This window comes from Streptomyces sp. NPDC006309 (assembly GCF_040613095.1).
GTDB lineage: Bacteria > Actinomycetota > Actinomycetes > Streptomycetales > Streptomycetaceae > Streptomyces.
On record NZ_JBEXRO010000006.1, the window covers coordinates 109,767 to 129,409 of the forward strand.

The 19,643-nt window shown below is 73.6% G+C and carries 20 protein-coding genes and 2 pseudogenes; 17 read left to right on the forward strand and 5 right to left on the reverse strand.

Features of this window, described 5'->3' with window-relative positions:
- Nucleotides 1-42: 42 nt before the first annotated feature.
- From ABZ117_RS11320 to ABZ117_RS11370, 11 genes are all read left to right on the forward strand, one after another.
- On the forward strand, nt 43-2,064 hold the full coding sequence (locus ABZ117_RS11320) for a beta-galactosidase (protein ID WP_356819556.1): 2,022 nt from the start codon (nt 43-45) through the stop codon (nt 2,062-2,064).
- A 108-nt stretch (nt 2,065-2,172) separates the two neighbouring features.
- Complete coding sequence (locus tag ABZ117_RS11325; RefSeq protein ID WP_356819558.1) at nt 2,173-3,744, forward strand: glycosyl hydrolase 53 family protein; 1,572 nt, start codon at nt 2,173-2,175, stop codon at nt 3,742-3,744.
- A 234-nt stretch (nt 3,745-3,978) separates the two neighbouring features.
- On the forward strand, nt 3,979-4,263 hold the full coding sequence (locus ABZ117_RS11330) for a helix-turn-helix domain-containing protein (RefSeq protein WP_356819560.1): 285 nt from the start codon (nt 3,979-3,981) through the stop codon (nt 4,261-4,263).
- 14 nt (nt 4,264-4,277) lie between these two features.
- Complete coding sequence (locus ABZ117_RS11335) at nt 4,278-5,234, forward strand: SMP-30/gluconolactonase/LRE family protein (RefSeq protein WP_356819562.1); 957 nt, start codon at nt 4,278-4,280, stop codon at nt 5,232-5,234.
- Between the two features lie 67 nt (nt 5,235-5,301).
- Nucleotides 5,302-5,763, forward strand: a complete 462-nt coding sequence (locus ABZ117_RS11340) for a CrcB family protein (RefSeq protein WP_356819563.1) — start codon at nt 5,302-5,304, stop codon at nt 5,761-5,763.
- Nucleotides 5,760-6,173: a DUF190 domain-containing protein gene (locus tag ABZ117_RS11345; RefSeq protein ID WP_356819565.1), complete on the forward strand. Its 414-nt coding sequence runs from the start codon at nt 5,760-5,762 to the stop codon at nt 6,171-6,173. The genes ABZ117_RS11340 and ABZ117_RS11345 overlap by 4 nt, the downstream gene beginning before the upstream one ends.
- Nucleotides 6,170-6,544 (forward strand): fluoride efflux transporter CrcB, encoded by a 375-nt coding sequence (gene crcB, locus ABZ117_RS11350; RefSeq protein ID WP_356819567.1) that lies wholly within the window; start codon nt 6,170-6,172, stop codon nt 6,542-6,544. Before ABZ117_RS11345 ends, crcB begins: the two co-directional genes overlap by 4 nt.
- A gap of 76 nt (nt 6,545-6,620) precedes the next feature.
- Nucleotides 6,621-7,457, forward strand: a complete 837-nt coding sequence (locus ABZ117_RS11355) for an undecaprenyl-diphosphate phosphatase (RefSeq protein ID WP_356819569.1) — start codon at nt 6,621-6,623, stop codon at nt 7,455-7,457.
- Nucleotides 7,458-7,570: 113 nt separating this feature from the next.
- Complete coding sequence (locus ABZ117_RS11360) at nt 7,571-8,302, forward strand: FadR/GntR family transcriptional regulator (protein WP_356819571.1); 732 nt, start codon at nt 7,571-7,573, stop codon at nt 8,300-8,302.
- Nucleotides 8,299-8,901 (forward strand): hypothetical protein, encoded by a 603-nt coding sequence (locus ABZ117_RS11365; RefSeq protein WP_356819572.1) that lies wholly within the window; start codon nt 8,299-8,301, stop codon nt 8,899-8,901. The genes ABZ117_RS11360 and ABZ117_RS11365 overlap by 4 nt, the downstream gene beginning before the upstream one ends.
- 11 nt (nt 8,902-8,912) lie before the next feature.
- A complete protein-coding gene (locus tag ABZ117_RS11370) occupies nt 8,913-9,929 on the forward strand; it encodes an asparaginase (protein WP_356819855.1) in 1,017 nt (338 codons plus the stop codon).
- Here ABZ117_RS11370 and ABZ117_RS11375 read toward each other — a convergent pair.
- Nucleotides 9,926-10,065 (reverse strand): annotated as a pseudogene (locus tag ABZ117_RS11375) (IS481 family transposase); the annotation flags it as partial. The gene ABZ117_RS11370 and the pseudogene ABZ117_RS11375 sit on opposite strands and share 4 nt — an antisense overlap.
- Before the next feature lie 467 nt (nt 10,066-10,532).
- On the opposite strand from ABZ117_RS11375, the gene ABZ117_RS11380 reads away from it, so the two are divergent.
- The gene (locus ABZ117_RS11380; RefSeq protein WP_356819857.1) at nt 10,533-11,459 is read left to right on the forward strand and encodes a glutaminase; all 927 of its coding nucleotides are present in this window, start codon (nt 10,533-10,535) and stop codon (nt 11,457-11,459) included.
- A 96-nt stretch (nt 11,460-11,555) separates the two neighbouring features.
- On the opposite strand, the gene ABZ117_RS11385 is transcribed toward ABZ117_RS11380, so the two are convergent.
- Both ABZ117_RS11385 and rho read right to left on the reverse strand, forming a co-directional pair.
- A complete protein-coding gene (locus ABZ117_RS11385; RefSeq protein WP_356819574.1) occupies nt 11,556-12,728 on the reverse strand; it encodes a serine hydrolase in 1,173 nt (390 codons plus the stop codon).
- Between the two features lie 103 nt (nt 12,729-12,831).
- Nucleotides 12,832-13,980, reverse strand: a complete 1,149-nt coding sequence (gene rho, locus ABZ117_RS11390; RefSeq protein ID WP_356819576.1) for a transcription termination factor Rho — start codon at nt 13,978-13,980, stop codon at nt 12,832-12,834.
- 494 nt (nt 13,981-14,474) lie between these two features.
- Between rho and ABZ117_RS11395 the strand changes: the two are divergent.
- Both ABZ117_RS11395 and ABZ117_RS11400 read left to right on the forward strand, forming a co-directional pair.
- Nucleotides 14,475-15,219: pseudogene (locus ABZ117_RS11395) on the forward strand (hypothetical protein).
- 59 nt (nt 15,220-15,278) lie between these two features.
- Nucleotides 15,279-16,169: a hypothetical protein gene (locus tag ABZ117_RS11400; RefSeq protein WP_356819578.1), complete on the forward strand. Its 891-nt coding sequence runs from the start codon at nt 15,279-15,281 to the stop codon at nt 16,167-16,169.
- Between the two features lie 31 nt (nt 16,170-16,200).
- Here ABZ117_RS11400 and ABZ117_RS11405 read toward each other — a convergent pair whose 3' ends face one another.
- A complete protein-coding gene (locus ABZ117_RS11405; RefSeq protein WP_356819579.1) occupies nt 16,201-16,599 on the reverse strand; it encodes a nuclear transport factor 2 family protein in 399 nt (132 codons plus the stop codon).
- A gap of 73 nt (nt 16,600-16,672) precedes the next feature.
- Between ABZ117_RS11405 and ABZ117_RS11410 the strand changes: the two genes are divergently transcribed.
- The 3 genes from ABZ117_RS11410 (at nt 16,673) to ABZ117_RS11420 (ending at nt 18,830) form a co-directional block, all read left to right on the forward strand.
- Nucleotides 16,673-17,266 (forward strand): PadR family transcriptional regulator, encoded by a 594-nt coding sequence (locus tag ABZ117_RS11410; protein WP_356819581.1) that lies wholly within the window; start codon nt 16,673-16,675, stop codon nt 17,264-17,266.
- A 248-nt stretch (nt 17,267-17,514) separates the two neighbouring features.
- Entirely contained in the window at nt 17,515-18,003 is a 489-nt protein-coding gene (locus ABZ117_RS11415) for a hypothetical protein (RefSeq protein WP_356819583.1), read from the forward strand.
- Nucleotides 18,004-18,062: 59 nt separating this feature from the next.
- Nucleotides 18,063-18,830, forward strand: a complete 768-nt coding sequence (locus ABZ117_RS11420; RefSeq protein WP_356819585.1) for a class I SAM-dependent methyltransferase — start codon at nt 18,063-18,065, stop codon at nt 18,828-18,830.
- Here the strand turns inward: ABZ117_RS11420 and ABZ117_RS11425 are convergent.
- Nucleotides 18,800-19,543, reverse strand: coding sequence for a GntR family transcriptional regulator (locus ABZ117_RS11425; protein WP_356819586.1), 744 nt, complete (start codon nt 19,541-19,543; stop codon nt 18,800-18,802). The two genes, ABZ117_RS11420 and ABZ117_RS11425, sit on opposite strands and share 31 nt — an antisense overlap.
- Nucleotides 19,544-19,643 lie beyond the last annotated feature (100 nt).

Here is a 19,643-nt window from a genome sequence, read left to right on the forward strand (position 1 = left end):
GTGTGTGCACGTTCCCAAATGATCGATCTCCGGGAGGCATCCATGCCTGACCTCAGCCCCAGGGGCCTCACCAGACTCGCCTTCGGCGGCGACTACAACCCCGAGCAGTGGCCGGAGTCCGTCTGGCAGGAGGACGTCCGGCTGATGAACGAGGCCGGCGTCACCATGGTCAGCGTCGGGATCTTCTCCTGGGCGCTGCTGGAACCCGCCCCGGGAGAGTACGACTTCGGCTGGCTGGACCGCGTCCTCGGTCTCCTCCACGACCACGGCATCCGCGTCGACCTCGGCACACCGACCGTGGTGCCTCCGGTCTGGTTCTACCGGGCGCACCCCGAGGCGCTGCCGGTCACCGCGGAGGGCATGCGCTACGAGTTCGGCTCACGCGGCGCGATCTGCCACAGCAACGCCGACTACCGGGCCGCCGCCGCGGCCGTCACCACCCAACTCGCCGAGCGCTACGGCGACCACCCGGCGCTGGCGATGTGGCACGTCCACAACGAGTACGGCGTCCCCGTTTCGGCCTGCTACTGCGACTCCTGCGCGGCCCACTTCCGCCGCTGGCTCGCGGATACCTACGGCACGGTCGACGCCGTCAACGAGGCCTGGGGCACCGCTTTCTGGGGCCAGCGTTACTCCGGCTTCGAGCAGATCAACCCGCCCCGGGCCACCCCGACCGCCGGCAACCCGGGCCAGGCCCTCGACTACCGGCGCTTCGCCGACGCCACCGTCCGGGAGAACTTCCGCGCCGAACGGGACATCCTGCACCGCCTCTCACCGGGCGTGCCGGTCACCACCAACTTCATGACCGCCCTCAGTCAGTGCGACTCCATGGACTACTGGGCCTGGGGCCGCGAGGTCGACCTCGTCACCAACGACCACTATCTGATCACCGACGGCCGCCGCACCCACGTCAACCTCGCCATGGCCGCCGACCTCACCCGCTCGGTCGCCGGCGGCGCCCCCTGGCTGCTGCTGGAACACTCCACCTCGGGCGTCAACTGGCAGCCCCGCAACCCCGCCAAGGCCCCCGGCGAGATGGCCCGCAACTCCCTCGCGCACGTCGCCCGCGGCTCCGAGGGCGCGATGTTCTTCCAGTGGCGCCAGTCCCGGCGGGGCGCCGAGAAGTTCCACTCGGCGATGCTGCCGCACGGCGGCACCGACACCCGCGTCTGGCGTGAGGTGGTCGAACTCGGGTCGGCCGTCGACGCGTTGAGTGCCGTCCGCGGCACCCGTACCGAGGCCGACGTGGCCATGCTGTGGGACTGGCAGTCCTGGTGGGCGCAGAACCTCGCCTGGCGCCCCAGCGAGGACCACGACCCGCGCGAACGCGCCGACTCCTTCTACGAGGCCCTCTACGACCGCCACCTCACCGTCGACTTCGCCCACCCGGAAGCCGACCTGTCGGCCTATCCCCTCGTCGTCGTACCGGCCCTGTACCTGATGACGGAGGCGGCCGGGAACAACCTCCGCGAGTACGCCGAGAACGGCGGCACGCTGCTGGTGTCGTACTTCTCCGGCATCGTCGACGAGCACGACGCCGTGCACGAGGGCGCCTGCCCGGGCGTGCTGCGCGACGTCCTCGGGCTGACCGTGGAGGAGTTCTCGCCGCTGCTGAAGGACGAACGCGTACATCTGGCCGCTGCGGACGGCTCCGCGCTGACCGGGGACGTGTGGAGCGAGTTCGTCGTCCCGCGCGGCGCCGAGACCGTGTGGACGTACGCCGACGGGCTCACCGCGGGCCGGCCGGCCGTCACCCGGCACCGGACCGGCCGCGGGACCGCCTGGTACGTCTCCACCCGCCTCGACGCCCAGGGCCTGGACGCGGTCCTCGCCCGGGCGGCCGGCGACGCCGGGATCGCCCCGCGCGCCGACCTGCCCCGCGACGTCGAGGTCGTGCGCCGCGGCGGCCCGTCCGGCACCTACCTCTTCGTCATCAACCACACCGCCGGCGACACCAAGGTGCCGCTGGAGACGCCCGGCACCGAACTGCTGACGGGCGAACGCGCCGCGGGCCGCCTCGCGGTCCCGGCGGGGGCCGTCCGGGTCGTACGACTCGACGGCTGAGCCGGCTCCCCTCCGTCCGCGTGTGCCACGAGAGCCACGGGCGGAGGGGTCCTCCTCCGGCCCTACCGGAGGACACCCTCCCCAGTTACGTCGAAGGGACGACGGACGATGAAGTTCCATCCCAGACGCACCATCAGGGCCCTGCTGCTGCCGCTCGCGGCCGGGCTCGCCCTCACCGCCCTGCCCGCCCAGACCGCCCAGGCCGCGAGCACCCTCACCAACGGCGGCTTCGAATCCGGCGGTTCGGGGGCGGCCACGCCCGCCGGCTGGTCCGAGTACGGCGACACGGGCGCCTCGTACACCGAGTCCGGCGGCCACGGCGGGAGTTACCGCCTCAGCCACTACTCGGCGTCCGCCTACAAGGTGGAGACCTACCAGTACCTGTCCGGACTGGCCGACGGGAACTACACGCTCACCGCGTGGGTCCGCTCCAGCGGCGGGCAGAACGCGGCCTATCTCGCCCTGAAGAACTGCGGCAGCCCCGAACAGCGCACGGATCTACCCGTCTCGTCCAGTGGGTGGATACGCATCGTCACGCCGGTCAAGGTGACCGGCAATCAGTGCACCATCAGCGTCAACAGTGATGCCAATGCAGGCAACTGGATCAACGTTGACGATGTGACCTTCACGTCCGGCACCACCGGCACCTCCGGCACTTCCGTCCACGGAGCCGACATCTCCTCCCTCGCCAAGAGCGAGGCCAAGGGCGGCGTCTACCGGACCGGCTCCGGCACCGCCGGTGACGCCCTGGCCATCCTCAGGTCGTCCGGCATGAACTACGCCCGTCTGAAGGTGTGGGTGAACCCGGCCGACGGCTACAACGACAAGGCCCACGTCCTGGCCATGGCCAAACGCGTCAAGGCGCAGGGCATGAAACTCCTGGTCGACTTCCACTACTCGGACACCTGGGCCGACCCCGGTGCCCAGACCAAGCCGGCCGCCTGGGCGGGCCACAGCTACAGCCGCCTGAAGACGGACGTGTACGACCACACGTACGACGTGCTGAGCGCCCTGAAGGCACAGGGCACCACCGCCGACATGGTCCAGGTGGGCAACGAGATCAACGGCGGCCTGCTGTGGTCCGAGGGATCCACGGACAACTGGAGCCAGCTCGCAGGACTGATCAACTCGGGTTACGACGCCGTCAAGGCCGTCAACTCCGCCACCCCCGTCGCCCTGCACCTGGCCAAGGGCGGGGACAAGGCCGGCACCGAGTGGTGGTTCGACAACGCCCTCGCCAACGGAGTGAGGTTCGACGCGATCGGTCTGTCCTACTACGGGTACTGGCACGGCCCGCTCGCCGACTTCCAGACCACCCTGGACGACGCGGCCGCCCGCTACGGCAAGCCCGTCTTCGTCGCCGAGACGGCCTACCCCTTCCGCCTCGACAGCGACGACCCGCTCACCAACCAGATCGACACCACCGCGGAGCTGGTCCCCGGCTACCCGGCGACCGCGGCCGGCCAGGCCAGGTGGATGAACGACGTGGCGAGCATCGTGGAGGCCGTGCCGAACGGCCGGGGCCTCGGCGTCTTCTACTGGGAGGCGACCTGGACCGCCGTCCCCGGCAACGGCTGGGACCCGGCCGACGCCACCTCCGGCAACGGCTGGGAGAACCAGGCCCTGTTCGGCTACGACGACCGTGCGCTTCCCTCCCTGTCGTGGTTCAACCACCGCTGAGCCGACCTGGGCTTCCCTCCCTGTCGTGGTTCAGCCACCGCTGAGCCGTCCTCGGCGGGCCCGGTCGCACACCGCGGCCGGGCCCGCGCCGTGCCCGGCGGGGGCGTACGACCGCTCCCGGTCACACCGCCGTCCGGTACCGGACAACGGGCGCCGAGTCCCGGGCGGCCCGGGGTCGCCCCGGGCCAGAGTGGGAACACTGCGCAGCAGGAGGCCGGGGAGCGGAGGCGACGGATGACGGGAACCCCCTCGGGCCGGATGCGGCAGACCATCCTGGAGTGGCTCAAGGACCCGGCGGTTCACTTCCCAGCAGCCCGCCGCGCCTCCGCCGACACCGGTGTCACCGCGCGGGCCGTGGCCGCCGGACTGGGCGTACCGCGCCGGACCGCCACCGCCCACCTCGACCTCCTCACCCGCCTCGGCGTGCTGCGCACCCGCCGGGTCTGCTGCCGCACCTACTACCGGCGCGACGAGATCCGCATCGCCGAGGTGGCCCGCATGTTCGAAAAGGGCTGGTGAAGAAGGGACCGCACATGGACCGACCCACGCCACTCGTCCCGCTCCACCACGTCCGTCTGGGCGCGCGCGGACCGGAGGACGTCGTGGCCGACCTGCACGGACGCGTGCTGACCGGCGTGGCGGACGGGCGCATCCTGCGCGTCCACCACCCGGGCGACCCGCACGCGGTCCGCACGGAGGTGCTGGCCGAGACCGGCGGCCGCCCCCTGGGACTGGAACTCCTCCCGGACGGCGACCTGCTGGTGTGCGACGCGGAACGCGGACTGCTGCGCGTGGGCACGGACGACGGCACCGTCCGCGTGCTGGCCGACTCGGTCGCGGGGGAGCGGCTCCGCTTCTGCAGCAACGCCGTCGCCCTGCCCGACGGCACCGTGTACTTCACCGTCTCCAGCCGCCGTTACCCCCTCCACCGGTGGATCGGCGACATCGTCGAACACACCGGTACCGGGCGGCTGCTGCGGCTCGCCCCCGGCGGCGAACCCGAGGTCCTGCTGGACGGCCTCCAGTTCGCCAACGGACTGGCGCCGAGCGCCGACGGCTCCTTCCTGATGATCGCCGAGACCGGCTCCTGCCGCCTCACCCGCTACCGGCTCACCGGCCCCCGCGCCGGGCACGCCGACCCCTTCGCCGACCTCCCCGGCATGCCGGACAACCTCTGGCGCGAGGGCCCCGACGGGCCCGTCTGGGTCGCCCTGGCCGGCCCCCGCGTTCCTCCGCTGGACCTGCTGCACCGCGCCCCGCCGGCGGTCCGCCGCAGCGCCGCCCGGGCCGCCGTCCACGCGCCGTACCGGCCGAGCGGCACCGTCGGCGTCGTCGCCGTCGACGACCGGGGCCGTACCGTCCACCACCTCACCCGCCGGCGCTCCGGCTTCCGCATGGTCACCAGCGTGTGCGCGACCCGCGACCACCTGGTGCTCGGCAGCCTCCTGGAGCCCGGTGTGGCGGTCTGCGCCCGGCCCGCCGCCCGCTGAGGCGGCGGTACCCTGGTCCGGGCCGTGACCGCCCCCCGGGACCGGGCCGGACAGGAGACGTACGAGCATGACAGCGCCGGGTACCGAGATCCGCGGCGTCCGTTCCGCGGCACGCCGGCGGTCCCAGTGGCGTACGCAGGTGCCCGTCGTCGCGGTCGTGGCGGCCGGCGGCGCGCTCGGCGCGCTGGCCCGCTACGCGCTCACCCTCGCCTGGCCCACGCCCCCGGGCGGCTTCCCCTGGGCGACCTTCTGGACGAACGTCTCCGGCTGCGCCGTCATGGGCGTGCTCATGGTGCTCGTCACCGAGGTGTGGTCCGCCCACCGCCTCCTGCGGCCGTTCTTCGGCACCGGCGTCCTCGGCGGTTTCACCACCTTCTCCACCTACACGGTCGACATCCGCCGACTGGCCGACGCCGGCCGCCCCGGCCTCGGAGCCGTGTATCTCGCCGCGACACTGTGCGCGGCCCTCGCGGCGGTCCGGCTGGCCTCGGCCGCCGCCCGCCGCGTGCTGACCGGGAGGCAGCGATGACATCACCCGCCCACCGCGCCCTCCGGCTGACCGTCTACGCCGGCGAGAACGACACCTGGCACCACAAGCCGCTCTACTCCGAGATCGTGCACCGCGCGCACGCCGCCGGACTCGCCGGCGCAAGCGTCTTCCGGGGCATCGAGGGCTTCGGCGCCTCCTCCCGCATCCACACCTCCCGTCTGCTGTCCCTGAGCGAGGACCTGCCGGTCGCGGTGATCGTCGTGGACACCGAGGAACGCGTCCGGGCGTTCCTGCCCCAGCTCGACGAGCTGACCGGTGAGGCCCTGGAGGCGTGCGAGGCCGTCCCCCTCCGGACCGCGTCCCGCCCGGCCGGGGGAGGAGGCCCGGCCGGGGGCGCGCCCGGAACGGACACGGCGGACCCGGACCCGGAGGGTAAGAAGTCGTTGTGAACTGGCTGCTGGTCGCCGCGGGGGCGGCCGTCGGTGCCCCCCTGCGCTATCTCACCGACCGCGCCGTGCAGGCCCGCCACGACTCGCTGTTCCCGTGGGGCACCTTCGTGGTGAACGTGACGGGCTGTCTGGTCCTCGGACTGCTCACGGGAGCCGTCTCCGCCGGAGCCGCCGGACAGCCGGTGCAGCTCCTGGTGGGCACCGGACTGTGCGGTGCGCTGACGACGTACTCGACGTTCTCCTACGAGACCCTGCGGCTGACCGAGGCCGGATCCGGCCTCTGTGCCGCCCTGAACATCGTCGCGAGCGTGACGGCGGGCCTCGCGGCGGCCCTTACCGGGGTCTCACTGGCCGACGCCCTGTGGGCCTAGGCGCCTGTCGCCCGGCCGGGCGGAGTCAGTACTGTCTACTGCACTGTCGACCTCACTCTCCTCAGAACTGGATTCCATGAGCGCCATCTCCGTCGGTCAGGCCGTCGTCCTCGGGGTAGTCGAGGGGGTGACCGAGTTCCTCCCGGTGTCCTCGACCGGCCACCTCAAGATCGTCGAGGGACTCATGGACATCCCCGTCGACGACAAGTCCGTCGTCGGGTTCTCCGCCGTCATCCAGGTCGGCGCCATCGCCGCCGTGCTCGTGTACTTCTTCAAGGACATCCGGCGCATCGTCACCGCCTGGGGCCGCGGTCTGACCAACCGCGAGGAGCGCTACCACCACGACTACAAGTTCGCCTGGTGGGTCATCGCCGCCACCGTCCCGATCGTCGTCGTGGGCCTGGCCGCGAAGCCGCTGATCGACGGCCCGCTCGCCTCGCTGTGGGTGGTCGCGGGCTCGCTGATCGCCGGCTCGGGCGTGATGTGGGCCGCCGACCAGATGGGCCGGCACAAGCGCGGTGAGGACGACACGTCCTTCAAGGACGCCATGTGGGTGGGCTGCTCCCAGATCCTCGCCCTGCTCTTCCCCGGCTTCTCCCGCTCCGGCGCCACCATGTCCACCGCGCTCATCCTCGACCTGGACCGCGTCGCCGCCACCCGGCTCTCCTTCTTCCTCGGCATCCCCGCCCTGACCGGCGCGGGCCTGTACGAGCTGAAGGACGCCCTCGGCGCGGGCGTGGGCGCGGCCCCGCTGGCCGTCGGGACCGTCGTGTCGTTCGTGGTCGCCTACGCCTCCATCGCCTGGCTGCTGAAGTTCGTCGCCAAGCACTCCTTCAACGCCTTCGTGATCTACCGGATCGTCGTCGGCGTCCTCCTGCTCGGCCTGCTCGGCACCGGCACGCTCAGCAACTGACCGCAGCCCCACGTCACCCAGCGGGATGCGCGGCCCGACCCGGGCCGCGCATCCCGCTCCGTGCTCTCCCGGCCCGCCTTGACAGCCCCGGCCCGCAGCCGCAGGATCGGTCCGTGAACCTGTCAGACAGCCAGACAGGTGGTCGTGGCCCCCGGCGTGTGAGCGCCCTGGAGGCGGTCCTCGCTCACCTCCGCGACGCCATCGAGCGCGGCGCCTACGCCGTCGGCGACAAGCTGCCCTCCGAGGCCGAGCTGTGCCGCACCCTCGAGGTGTCCCGGCCCGTGCTGCGCGAGGCGCTGCGCGCGCTCCAGACGATGGGGCTCACCGTCTCCCGGACCGGCAAGGGCACCTTCGTCGTCGCGAACGCGGTGCAGGACCCCACCTTCGGCGACTACGCGGCCAGCGACCTGCTGGAAGTGCGCCGCCACATCGAGATCCCGGTCGCCGGTTACGCGGCCCTGCGCCGCACCCCGGAGAACCTGGACCACCTGACCCACCTGCTGGACCGCATGGAACGGGAGACGGACACCACCGGCTGGGTGGCCATGGACACCCTCTTCCACCTCGCCGTGGCCGAGGCCGCCCAGAACCCGGTGTTCCGCCGGGTCATCGAGGAGATCCGCGACGCGCTGGCGCGCCAGTCGGCCTTCCTCAACGAGCTGGGCGGACGCCGCGAGCAGTCCGACCGCGAGCACCGGGCGATCGTCGAGGCGCTCGCCGACGGCAGCGAACACGACGCGGTGGAGGCCATGAGCCACCACCTGGACCGCGTCGAGACGACCCTCACCGACATCATGCGTCCCCGGCGGGCGGGTGCCGCCGCGACGGACGGCACCGGGACATGAGCGGGCGGCACCCCGAGGACGGAACGAGGCTTCCGTCCGCCTTCCGCGCTTCCCGTCCGCCGACCCGTTCCGGGACCGTCCGCGACCGCGGGGCGACCGGCCTCCGGGCGATCCGGGGCACGGCCGAGACCTGTCAGCTGCCGCCCCGACGGCAGGGCCGGCACATCCGGCACGCCGGGCAGACGTGGGAGGGCACGCCGGCCGAGCGGATCCTGGAGCCTCGCACGGCCCGGCAAGCCCCGCAGGTTCCCAAGGGCACGCCGGCCCAGTGGATCCGGCAGGCCCGGCCGCCCACGCCGGCCGAGCCGATGCGGCGGGCCCGGCAGGTCCCACGGGGCCGGAAGGGCGAGCCGGGCCGTTCGTCGTACCAGCTGCCCGGCTGTCCCGGGACCCGCGCCGTGGGGTGGGCGTTCCCCGCCCGCCTCCCGGCCCCCTTGTACGCCGACGACGGCACCGGACGCACCACGGTGCCCGGTCCGCCGTCGGTCGCCGAGCCACCGGTCGCGGGCCGACACGGCATCCGCGTCCGTGTGTCCCGCACCACCACCCCCACCGGCGCCGACGCGCGATCCGCGTACCGGCCGACCCCGACCCCATGATGCAGGCAGTGATGTACGACAGTTCTCCCGCCGGCGCGCCCGTCGTCCGCGAACCCCTCCACACGCCCGTCGCCCACCTCGTCCGCGGCGGGATCGTCGAGGGCGTCCACCACGGCTCCGTCGTCGTCCTGGAAGCCGACGGCCGGGTACGTTTCCGGCTCGGTGACATCGAGGCGGCCTTCTACCCGCGCTCGGCCCTCAAGCCCGTCCAGGCCGTGGCCATGGTGCGCGCCGGGCTGCCGCTCGACGGCGAACTGCTGTCGCTGGCCGCCGCGAGCCACTCCGGCGAGGAGCGCCACCTCGCCGGCACCCGGCGCATCCTCGAACTCGCCGGCCTCGGCGAGAACGACCTGCGCAACGTGCCGGACATGCCGTTCGACCCGGCCGTGCGGGACATCTGGGTCCGCGAGGGCCGGGCGCCCTCCCGCCTCGCCCAGAACTGCTCCGGCAAGCACGCGGCCATGCTGTGGACCGCCCGCCTCAACGGCTGGTCCCTGGACGACTACCTCGACCCGGCGCACCCGCTCCAGCAGGCCGTCGCCGAGACCGTGGAGGAACTCACCGGCCAGCGCGTCGCCCGGGTCACCGTGGACGGCTGCGGCGCCCCGCTGTTCGCCGTCTCCCTGCACGGCCTCGCCCGTGCCGTCGCCCGGATCACCTCCGCGGCATCCGGCACGCCCGAGGCACGCGTCGCCGACGCGATGCGCGAGCACGCCGAGATGGCCTCCGGCTCCGGCCGGGACGTCGCCGCGCTCATGCGGGCCGTGCCCGGGCTGCTCGCCAAGGACGGTTTCGAGGGCGTGCAGGTGGCCGCGCTGCCCGACGGCCGCGCCATCGCCGTGAAGATCGCCGACGGGGCGAACCGGGCGCGTATACCGGTCGCCGCGGCGGCCCTGGCCCGGGCCGGCATAGATCCGGCCGCGCTCACTCAGTTCGCGGGGGAACCGTTGCTCGGGGGAGGGGAGCCGGTCGGCTGCGTGCGGCCGGTGGACGCCCTGGACCCCGTTCACCCGGCGGCCCGCGTCTAGGTGTGCCGAACGGACAGGCTGGTGACGCGGCCGGCTGGTGTTCGGCCGTCGATGCCGGTGTGGGGTCGGTGGTGGTTGTACCGGTCCAGCCGGTGGGAAACGCTGCCCGGCGTTCGCGCTCCGAGCTGTAGGGCCGCAGCGGTCCGGCCGCCGAGCCGGACGACCACGCCATCGGCCGGTCGAGCGGCGGACCGGCGACGAACATCCGCCTCGCTGCCGGCATCCGGATCACTTCCCCGTCACCGGCACCCCGATCCCCGCACCTGATCGACGCCCCGGCCGCCGTCAAGGAGGCCGCCGCGCTCGCCGACGAGGGACTCCGCCTGCCGGCACCGGAGAGGGCCGCCGCGCTCGTCGCCACCTGCCGGGAGATTGTGCCGGCCGGCTGGGGGCCCGCGACGGACATCGCCAGGGAGGCTCCGGCGACGGGCCGGGGCGTGGCCGAACCGGTCCTGGAGGAGGGCCGCTGCCCGCCGAACGGCTCACCGGCCCGCCGCGGCCGAAGGTGCCGGCGGGCACCGGGACGGCACCGGCGATCTGACGCGGCGGTACCCCGCGTGCCGCCCGACGCCCCGGGCGCCCCGGTGCCGGCGGTGCGGCATGATGACGATCATGTCCTCGCAGTTCCGACCTGTTCTCGACCGCATCATGGCGGAGATCGACCGCGCCCCCGGCCGTGGCCGGTCCGCCGACTACATCCCGGCGCTCGCCGCCCGCGACCCCCGCCGTTTCGGCATGGCCGTCGCCGAGTCGGACGGCACGGTGTACGGGGTGGGGGAGTGGCAGCAGCCGTTCTCCACGCAGTCGATCACCAAGGTCTTCACGCTGGCCCTGGACCTGGCCCGCGAGGGCGACGAACTGTGGGAGCACGTGGGCCGCGAACCCTCCGGCAACCCCTTCAACTCGCTGGTCCAGCTGGAGTACGAGAGCGGCATCCCGCGCAACCCCTTCATCAACGCGGGCGCCCTCGTCGTCACCGACCGTCTCCAGACCCGTACCGGGGACGCGGCCGGGGAACTGCTGGCCTTCCTGCGCGCCGAGAGCGGCAACGCCGCCCTCGACTTCGACCTGGAGGTCGCCGCGTCGGAGACCGCCCACGGCGACCGGAACGCCGCCCTCGCCCACTTCATGGCGTCCTACGGCAACATCGGCAACGACGTGCCGGTCCTGCTCGACCAGTACTTCCGGCAGTGTTCCGTGGCCGCCTCCTGCGCCGACCTGGCGCTCGCCACCGGCTTCCTCGCCCGGCACGGCGTCCGCGCCGACGGCAGCCGTCTGCTCAGCCGCAGCCAGGCCAAGCAGGTCAACGCGGTCATGCTGACCTGCGGCACGTACGACGCGGCCGGTGACTTCGCCTACCGCGTGGGTCTGCCCGGCAAGAGCGGGGTCGGCGGCGGGATCATCGCGGTCGTACCGGGCCGGTGCACGCTGTGCGTGTGGAGTCCGGGACTGGACGAGCGCGGCAACTCGGTGGCCGGCGTGGCGGCGTTGGACCGGTTCACGACGCTCACCGGCCTGTCGGTGTTCTGAGCGGCCGGCCCGGCGAGGCGGTCTGTTCTGAGCGGCCGGCCCGGTGAGGCGGTCCGTGCTGACTCCCGGGGTCCGCTGCCCCGACCGTCGGCCGGGTCAGCCGCGGGACGTGCGGCCGCCCTTGGCCCGCAGCGTCAGCGCCACGGCTCCCGCCCCGAGCCCCAGACCGGCGACGACGGCCGGGCCGGACCAGCCCGAGTCGTCGTCCGGCGCCGGCGCGGTGGCCGCCGCCACCGGCCTGGCGGACGACGCCGTACGGGGTGCGGCGCGCAGTCCGTCCAGCGACCCGACCGGATCCACCTGCCCGGCCGCGGCGAAGCCCCAGTCGAGCAGGGCACGCGCTTCCTCGTACACGGCGAATCCGCCGCCTGACTGCGGGTTCATCACGGTCACCACCAGGGTGCGCCCGCCCCGGCGGGCCGCGGCCACGAGGGTGTTGCCCGCGTTGCTGGTGTAGCCGTTCTTGATGCCGACGAGCCCCGGGTAGGGCGCCACGCCGTCCTCGCCGGTCAGCAGCCGGTTGGTGTTCTCGATCTCGTACGGCGACCCGTCACCGGGGAAGCGGGCCTCGGGGGTGGCGCAGTACCGGGCGAAGGCGGGGTCGGCCAGTCCCGCCCGGCCGAACACCGCCAGGTCGTAGGCGGAGGACACCTGGCCGGGGGTGTCGTAGCCGTCCGGGGAGACGACGTGGGTGTCCAGGGCGCCGAGGGCGCGGGCCTTCACCTGCATCCGCGCGGCCGTGGCGTCCCAGCCGCCGTTCAGCGAGGCCAGGACGTGCACGGCGTCGTTCCCGGAGCTGAGGAAGACACCGCGCCACAGGTCGGCCACCTCGTAGGTGTGACCCTCCTCGACGCCGACCAGGCTGCTGCCCTCGGCGACGTCCTCCAGCTCCTCGTACCGCACGGTGTGCCGCATGCCGCCTGGCAGCGTCGGCAGCACGGTGAGCGCGAACAGAGTCTTGAGGGTGCTCGCGGGCGGCAGCCTGCGGTGGGCGTCGCCCGCGGCCAGCACCTCCCCGCTGCCCGCGTCGGCGACCAGCCAGGACAGCGCCGACACGTCCGGCACCGCGGGCGCGCCCCCGCGCGGCCGGACCTGGGTGCCGGAGCGGTAGAGCAGGGCGGGCCCGGGTGTCGCGGCCCGGGGGGCGGACGGTGCGGGTTCCCCGCTCCGGTGGCCGGCGGCGGCAGCGGCCGGCGTGAGCACCAGCAGGCCGGTCACGCACAGGGAGCAGGCCGACACAGCCGCCCGATAAGCAAGTCCGGTGATCATACGATCAACGTACGGAGAGGGGTCCGTGTGTGCCGCGCTGCCCGGGCCGTTCGGCCCAACGGGGCAACCCGGATGCCGCACCCGGCGCCCTCCCGGCCCGGGGTCAGCCGGCCGGCAGGGTGGGCCGGATCTGCCGCAGGAACGCGGCGTTGTCGGGTGTGGCGCGCAGACGTGCCAGGAGGGTCTCCAGGGCGGCCGGCCCGGTCTCCCGGGAGCGCAGGGCGCGGCGCAGACCGGTGACGGCCGTCAACTCGGCCGGGGTGAGGAGCAGTTCCTCGCGGCGGGTGCCGGTGGTGTCGATGTCCACAGCGGGGAAGACCCGGCGGGCGGCGGGTTCCCGGTCCAGACGGAGTTCCATGTTGCCCGTGCCCTTCAGCTCCTCGAAGAAGTAGCCGTCGGCGCGGGAGCCGGTGTCCACGAGCACGGTGGCGAGGATGGTGAGCGAACCGCCCTCCTCGGCCTGCCGGGCGGCGCCGAAGAAGCGCTTGGGGCCGAGCAGCGCGCCCGCGTCGACACCGCCGCTCAGGGTACGGCCGCCCGCGGCGGAGGCGTTGTTGTGGGCCCGGCACAGCCGGGTCAGCGAGTCCAGCAGGACGACGACGTCCTCACCGGCCTCCACCAGGCGTTCGGCCCGCTCCACGACGAGGTCGGCGAGGGCGATGTGGTCCCGGGGCGACCGGTCGAACGTGGAGGCGTACACCTCGCCGCGCACCGAGCGGCGCATCTCGGTGACCTCCTCGGGCCGCTCGTCGAGCAGTACGACCATCAGCCGGCACTCCGGGTGGTTGCCGGCCACGGCGGCGGCGAGCTGCTGGAGCAGCACGGTCTTGCCGCTCTTCGGCGGTGCCACGATCAGGCCGCGCTGTCCTTTGCCGACGGGCGCGAGCAGGTCGGTGACGCGTCCGGCCAATCCGGAGGCGGGGTGTTCGAGGCGGAGGCGCCGGTGCGGGTGGAGCGGGGTCAGGTCGCGGAAGTGCCGCCGGGAGCGGAGGTCGCCGGGAGCGCGGCCGTTGACGCGCGCCACCTCGGTCAGCGCGCGCTGTGCGCCCCGGACGCCTTCGACCAGGTCGCCCGGGCGCAGGGCGTGGCGCCGGATCAGCGCCGGCGCGACCTGCGGGTCGGCGGAGGAGGAGAGGAGGTTCGCGGCCCTCAGGTGCCCCTTGCCGTGCGCGTCGATGTCCAGGACACCGGTGACGGTCGGGGCGGCCTGGTGCTGCCGGACCTCGGGCGGGTGTTCGAGTGTGGTGGTCATGAGGGGGGTGTCCTTTCACGGACGGAACGAGAGTGTGACAAGGGGGTGTGGCCGCGAGAGGGAGGCGCGGACGGCGGCCTCCGGGCGGCGGGAACGGCACCTGGGGCACGGGACGGGACGCCTGTGCCGGATGTGCGGAGAAGCTGACGGGCCGGGAGCCGGAAATCCGGGAAACGGCGAACAGATCAGCGTGAAGGAGGGAGACTGGCACCGGCGGCCACGGTGGGCGTGCACGAGTGCTGAAGGAACCGTACCACCCGGCGGGGTGCTGTGTCCCGGACCGCGTCAACAAGCCGCCGGGCCGGACCATTCCCGCTGCGGCCGCGCAACGGAGAGAGGTGCGCGCCGGTTCGTGAGGTGGGGTACCGCCGCGGGACCACGATCGACCGTCTTGTCAGAGGAACGTCAGGAGACTTCCGGTGGAGACCACACCCGCGCGCACCCCGCACCGCAAGCACCCCGCCGGCGGTTGACCGCACGCCGTCGACGCGCGGCTGCCGGTCCGGGGTGCCGTGGCCCCGGTCGAGCTGCCCGGCGGGATCGAGGGCATGGCCGTACTCGGGCACGAGGCGCTGACGGAGTTACACCTCAGCATCCCGAAGTCGCCAAGCAAGCACGTCACTTCACGGCACTGCGGGAGGGCCGGATCGCCGGGGGCCGGCCGTTGCTGACGTTCGCCGCCGTCCCGGGCATGACCACAGCCGACGGCGACGACCACCGGCGGCTGCGGTCCCTCGCGGCCGGGGGTTCACTCCCCGGCGGGTCGCCGTACTGCGCCCGCGCGTCAAGGAGTTGACCGGCGCGCTGCTCGACACTCTGGCGCGGGCCGCCGCCGCGGGCGACGGTGTCGCCGATCTGCGACGGCACTTCGCCCTGCCCCTGCCGACGGGGGTTGATCTGCGAACTCCTGGGTGTGGACGTTCGGTTCCAACGCCGTACGCGCCCTGTACGCCCACCCCGCCCCGGCCCGCGCGGCCCGGTGCCGCCCGGCACCTCTCCCCGGGGCACGGCGCCCACTACTGCCTGGGCGCACCGCTGGCTGGCTGGAGGCCACGGTCGCCCTTGACCGGCTGTTCATCCGGTTCCCGGCGCTCTCGTCTCGCCGTGCCGGACGACGACCTGGCGCCGCGCGCGGGCTTCGTCTGCAACAGTGTGCGGAGTCTGCCGGTGCGCCTGGGGCCGCCGGCGGCGCGAGCCGCGTACGGCCGTACGGACAGAGCCCGTAACAAATGTCCCTAGACCATAACAGTCCCGGACGTCAGGGGACTTGACCGTCAACCGTGCACTATCTTCACGGCATGTCCACGCCACCGCAGTCCCCGCAGCCTGGCGGTCAGCCCGCGCCGCAGCCCGAGCAGCCCCAGCAGGCCGCACCGCAACCGGCCGTCCCCGCGCAGCCGACGGCCTATCCCTACCCGCACCCGCAGTCACCCCCGGCCGGTGCCTTCTACGCACAGCCCACGCTGGTCGGCGGCCCCGGTCCCGGGCACCCGCAGCACGGGAACCCCTACGCCCAGACGCCGTCGTTCGGTCCCGTTCCGCCCGTTCCCCCGTCCGGTGGCGGCGGGGCCGGCCGCGCGGTGCTGTGGGCCGTCGTCGGCGCCGTCGTGGCCTCCGCCGCATGGGCGGCCGGTGTCTTCCTCATCGGCGCCAGGAGCGACAGCGCGGACCTGCGCGGCTACTCGGCGCCCTCCAACCTGTGCTCCGGCGCCGACTACTCCTCCTTCAAGGACGAGTACCCCCAGGAGGACTCCGCGCCGACCCGTACCTCCCTCAAGGACAAGGCGCTGGACGAGGGTTATTGCAGCCTGAGCCTGAAGAAGTCCGGCTCGTCGTACGCGGACGCCTACCTGACCCTCCAGCTGGACCTGCACAAGAAGACCGACCCCGGGCCCGAGTTCACGGCCGGCTGGAAGAACTACGGTGAGAGTCACTCCGGTTACGACGTCGAACCGGTCCAGGGCATCGGCGACGAGGCCTACCTGATCAGCGAGGACACCGTGAGCGGCTCCTCCGGCGGCTCCCGTTACGCCACGCTCGCCGTCCGCGACGGCTGGGTGACGTACGTGATGACCTACAGCCTGTACCTCACCTCGTACTCCCAGGACAAGAACCCGCCCGCGCTCACCGACATCACCGGCTGGCTGAAGACGGACGCCAGGGCGACGCTGCGGCAGCTCAGGGACTGACCCGGCGGTACCGGGCGCGCGGACCGGGCGCTCACACCGGCCGCGCCCCGGCCTCCCGGGTGATCTCCCCGAACCGCGCCCCCATGGCCTCGGCGAGGGCCTGCGCACCCGACAGCGGCCGGACCATCACCATGAACTCGTCGATCAGGCCGTGCTCGTCGACGTGCAGGAAGTCGCAGCCGGTCAGCTCCCGGCCGCCCACATCGGCCCGGAAGACCAGCGCGTGCTCCGATCCGTCCGGGTCGCCGATCTCCCGGACGTAGCGGAAGTCCTCGAAGACCTCCACGACCGCGCGGAGGATCGCCGCGGTGATCGCCCTGCCGGTGTACGGCTTGAACACGACCGGGCTGGTGAAGACGACGTCCTCGGCCAGCAGCGCCTCCACGGCAGCCATGTCCCGGGCCTCGACCGCCTCACGGAACGCGCGCATGCGGATCACCTCGCATAGTCAATTAATTGAATAAGTGCGGATGAGAGTAATCAACGGCTGTTAGCCTGTCCACATGTCGCTCAGGTACGCCGTCCTGGCCGCCCTCCTGGAGGGCGAGGCATCGGGCTACGAACTGTCGAAGACGTTCGACGTCTCGCTCGCGAACTTCTGGCCCGCCACCCCGCAGCAGCTCTACCGGGAACTGGAGCGCCTCGCACACGACGGGCTGGTCCGGGCCCGCACGGTGGAGCAGGAACGCCGGCCCAACAAGCGGATGTTCACCCTCACCCGGGCCGGCCGGGCCGAACTGAGCGCCTTCGCCGCGCAGCCGCCCAAGCGGCCCGCCGCCCTGCGCGACGAACTGCTCATCAAGGTCCAGGCGATGGACGGCGGCGACCCGGAGGTCACCCGGGCGCTGATCGAGGAACGGATGGGCTGGGCGCGCGGCAAACTCGGCCGTTACCTGCGGGTGCGCGACCGGCTGCTCGACGGGCGCACGGAGGAGGAGTTCCTGCGCACGGCCGAACGCGTCGGGCCGTACCTCACCCTCATGGGCGGGATCGCGCTGGAGGAGGAGAACCTGCGCTGGTGCGAGCGCGTCCTCGCGATCCTGGCACGCCGCCGCGACACCGCGCCGAGCGGTGCCGTGCCGGGCCCGGATCACTGACGGCCGGACCGCTGACGGCACCCTGCCCACTGGCGGCCCGGACTCCCTGACGGCGGTCGGACCGCTCACGGCCGGACCCGTGACGGCGGCCGGACCGCTGACGACGGCCGGACCGCTGACGGAGGCCGGACCGCTGAGGGCGGGCGCACCGGTCCAGCCGTCCAGCCCGTGCCCGGCCGATCGCTCGTCGGAGTGGTCGTACCGCGTCCCGCCCACCGAAACCACTCCCCGTGCAGCACAGTGGTCGGGTGTCTCGCCGACTACTTCCGCTCCTGGTCGCGGCGCTCGTGAGCGTCGCCGGCTGCACCACCGTCCGCCCCGGCGCCCTGCCGGACCCCGCCCGTTCCCAGCGCCCGTTCGCACCGGACGCGGCGGCGGCACCCTCGGCCGTCCGCGCGCCGCTCAGCCCTCCGTCCGGGCCCGCGGCGCTCGTGCGCACGGGCCCCGGGCACCGGGAGGCGCACGCCCCGGCGGCTGCCCGGGAGAGGAAAGCCGCCCCGGGAAGCCACACCGCGCCCGTACGCGGAGCCGTGCCCGCCGTGCCCCGCCGGGCACGGCCCGCCGCCCCGCGGGCCCACCACCCGCGCCCGCGGCGCCGTTCCCCCGTACGGCACCCCGCCCCGCACCGCCGTCACGTCCACCGGCCGCCCACGGAGGGGATGCGCGACGTGTGCCGCCGTGCGGACGGCGTGGCCGCGCCGGACATCGTGCGGCTCTGCCACGCCGCCTACGGCTGACGGGGTGCCGCCCACCGCGCGTCTCGCCCGGCCGCCGGCACGGCGCCTAGGCTCACGGAATGTTCGGTCCCGAAGGCCCCACGCTCCGTGAACTCGCCGTGCAGGCACTGTCGTCCGTCGAGCACGGGTACGACCTGCTCGCCCCGAAGTTCGACCACACCCCCTTCCGCACCTCCGACCGGGTGCTGGACGCCACGGCGCTGGCGCCGCTCGGTCCCTTCGCGGACGGACTCGATCTGTGCTGCGGCACCGGCGCCGGCGCGGAGATGCTGGCAGGGTTGTGCCACCGCAGCGTCACCGGCGTCGACTTCAGCACCGGCATGCTCGATGCCGCCCGCCGCCGGCCGCGCCCCGCCGACGGCCCCGCCCCCGCCTGGGTGCGCGGCGACGCCCGGGCCCTGCCGTTCACGGCCGCCTTCGATCTCGTCGTCTCCTTCGGGGCCTTCGGGCACTTCTTGCCCCGGGAGCTTCCGGGACTCTTCACCCAGGTCCACTCCGTGCTGCGCCCCGGGGGCCGGTTCGTCTTCCCGGTGCCTGCCCCGCCCCGCCCGACCCGGCGCGACTTCTGGCTGCTGTCCGGCTTCGACGCGGTGATGCGGGTGCGCAACGCGCTGTGGCGGCCACCGTTCGTCATGTACTACCGGGCCTTCCGGCTCGGTGCGGTGACAAGGGAGCTGACGCGCGCCGGTTTCACGGTCGAGCTGGGTGTCCTGCCCGGGTTCGGCCGGCGAGCCGACGGCAGCCCGCGCGCCCGGCTGGTCGTGGCCCGCAAGGCCGGCGCCCGCCGGACGCCGGGTCAGCCCGCGGCCGGTGACGTGAACTCGTAGACCAGCGCGTCCCGTTCGGCGTTCACCACCAGGTCGGTGATCTCCAGCGGACGAGCGTACTGGTCGTGCACCCGCCGGGTCACCCGCACCGAGGAGGCGTCACCGACCTGCGTGATGGCGTCCCGGTGGTGCAGGGTCAGCCCGGCCTTGCGCATCCAGTCGTACGCCCGCCGCAGCTGCGCGGGCGTGGCCCCGTCGGCCCGGTCCCGGTAGCGGGCCAGCTCGGCCACCTCGGCCAGCGCCACCGCGGAAAACGATGTCAGCGCCGTCCGCAGGGACCGCCCGTCCGGCGCGACCGACTGGTAGCGGTGCACCAGCGTCGGCCGGTGCGCGGCCAGCCCCAGCGCCGTCGCGTGCTCCGGCGGCGGAGCCTCCCAGGTCACCGTGGCCCGGTCCAGCGCGCAGGGGTCCGCGGACCGGGCGCCGACCGGAAAGGTGAGCGACTGCGGCGCCTCGGCCGGCTGGCCGGGCAGCGTGGCGTGGCTGCCCCGCCGGTCGGTGGTGACGACACCGTTGCGGCGCAGCACGTCCAGGGCCTGCCGGACGGTCTCCCGGCTGACCCGGAAGTAGGCGGCCAGATGCCGCTCACCTGGCAGCCGCTCGCCGGGCGGAATGGTGCCGTCGCGCAGTTCCTCCAGCAGCAGCGCCGCGATCCGCCCGTACAGGGGCCGGCCGTCGCTGGGCGGGGGATCGTGGGGGGTGGTGCGGGCCATGCCGCGCCTCCTGTCGGTGACAAAACGTAGCCGTACGGGTTCGTTGCGCGACCACAATTAGCATTGGTCTAAACCACAAGGGAAGGGTGGTCCGCCGGTT

Excerpts from the sequence above, each read along its gene's own strand:
- ABZ117_RS11380 (WP_356819857.1), top strand. The coding sequence starts at position 10,533 with ATGACGATCATGTCCTCGCAGTTCCGACCTGTTCTCGACCGCATCATG.
- ABZ117_RS11335 (WP_356819562.1), top strand. The coding sequence starts at position 4,278 with ATGGACCGACCCACGCCACTCGTCCCGCTCCACCACGTCCGTCTGGGC.
- ABZ117_RS11420 (WP_356819585.1), top strand. The coding sequence starts at position 18,063 with ATGTTCGGTCCCGAAGGCCCCACGCTCCGTGAACTCGCCGTGCAGGCA.
- ABZ117_RS11370 (WP_356819855.1), top strand. The coding sequence starts at position 8,913 with ATGTACGACAGTTCTCCCGCCGGCGCGCCCGTCGTCCGCGAACCCCTC.
- ABZ117_RS11330 (WP_356819560.1), top strand. The coding sequence starts at position 3,979 with ATGACGGGAACCCCCTCGGGCCGGATGCGGCAGACCATCCTGGAGTGG.
- rho (WP_356819576.1), bottom strand. The coding sequence starts at position 13,980 with ATGACCACCACACTCGAACACCCGCCCGAGGTCCGGCAGCACCAGGCC.
- ABZ117_RS11425 (WP_356819586.1), bottom strand. The coding sequence starts at position 19,543 with ATGGCCCGCACCACCCCCCACGATCCCCCGCCCAGCGACGGCCGGCCC.
- ABZ117_RS11325 (WP_356819558.1), top strand. The coding sequence starts at position 2,173 with ATGAAGTTCCATCCCAGACGCACCATCAGGGCCCTGCTGCTGCCGCTC.
- ABZ117_RS11405 (WP_356819579.1), bottom strand. The coding sequence starts at position 16,599 with ATGCGCGCGTTCCGTGAGGCGGTCGAGGCCCGGGACATGGCTGCCGTG.
- ABZ117_RS11345 (WP_356819565.1), top strand. The coding sequence starts at position 5,760 with ATGACATCACCCGCCCACCGCGCCCTCCGGCTGACCGTCTACGCCGGC.
- ABZ117_RS11340 (WP_356819563.1), top strand. The coding sequence starts at position 5,302 with ATGACAGCGCCGGGTACCGAGATCCGCGGCGTCCGTTCCGCGGCACGC.
- ABZ117_RS11400 (WP_356819578.1), top strand. The coding sequence starts at position 15,279 with ATGTCCACGCCACCGCAGTCCCCGCAGCCTGGCGGTCAGCCCGCGCCG.
- ABZ117_RS11365 (WP_356819572.1), top strand. The coding sequence starts at position 8,299 with ATGAGCGGGCGGCACCCCGAGGACGGAACGAGGCTTCCGTCCGCCTTC.
- ABZ117_RS11410 (WP_356819581.1), top strand. The coding sequence starts at position 16,673 with ATGTCGCTCAGGTACGCCGTCCTGGCCGCCCTCCTGGAGGGCGAGGCA.
- ABZ117_RS11355 (WP_356819569.1), top strand. The coding sequence starts at position 6,621 with ATGAGCGCCATCTCCGTCGGTCAGGCCGTCGTCCTCGGGGTAGTCGAG.
- ABZ117_RS11320 (WP_356819556.1), top strand. The coding sequence starts at position 43 with ATGCCTGACCTCAGCCCCAGGGGCCTCACCAGACTCGCCTTCGGCGGC.
- ABZ117_RS11385 (WP_356819574.1), bottom strand. The coding sequence starts at position 12,728 with ATGATCACCGGACTTGCTTATCGGGCGGCTGTGTCGGCCTGCTCCCTG.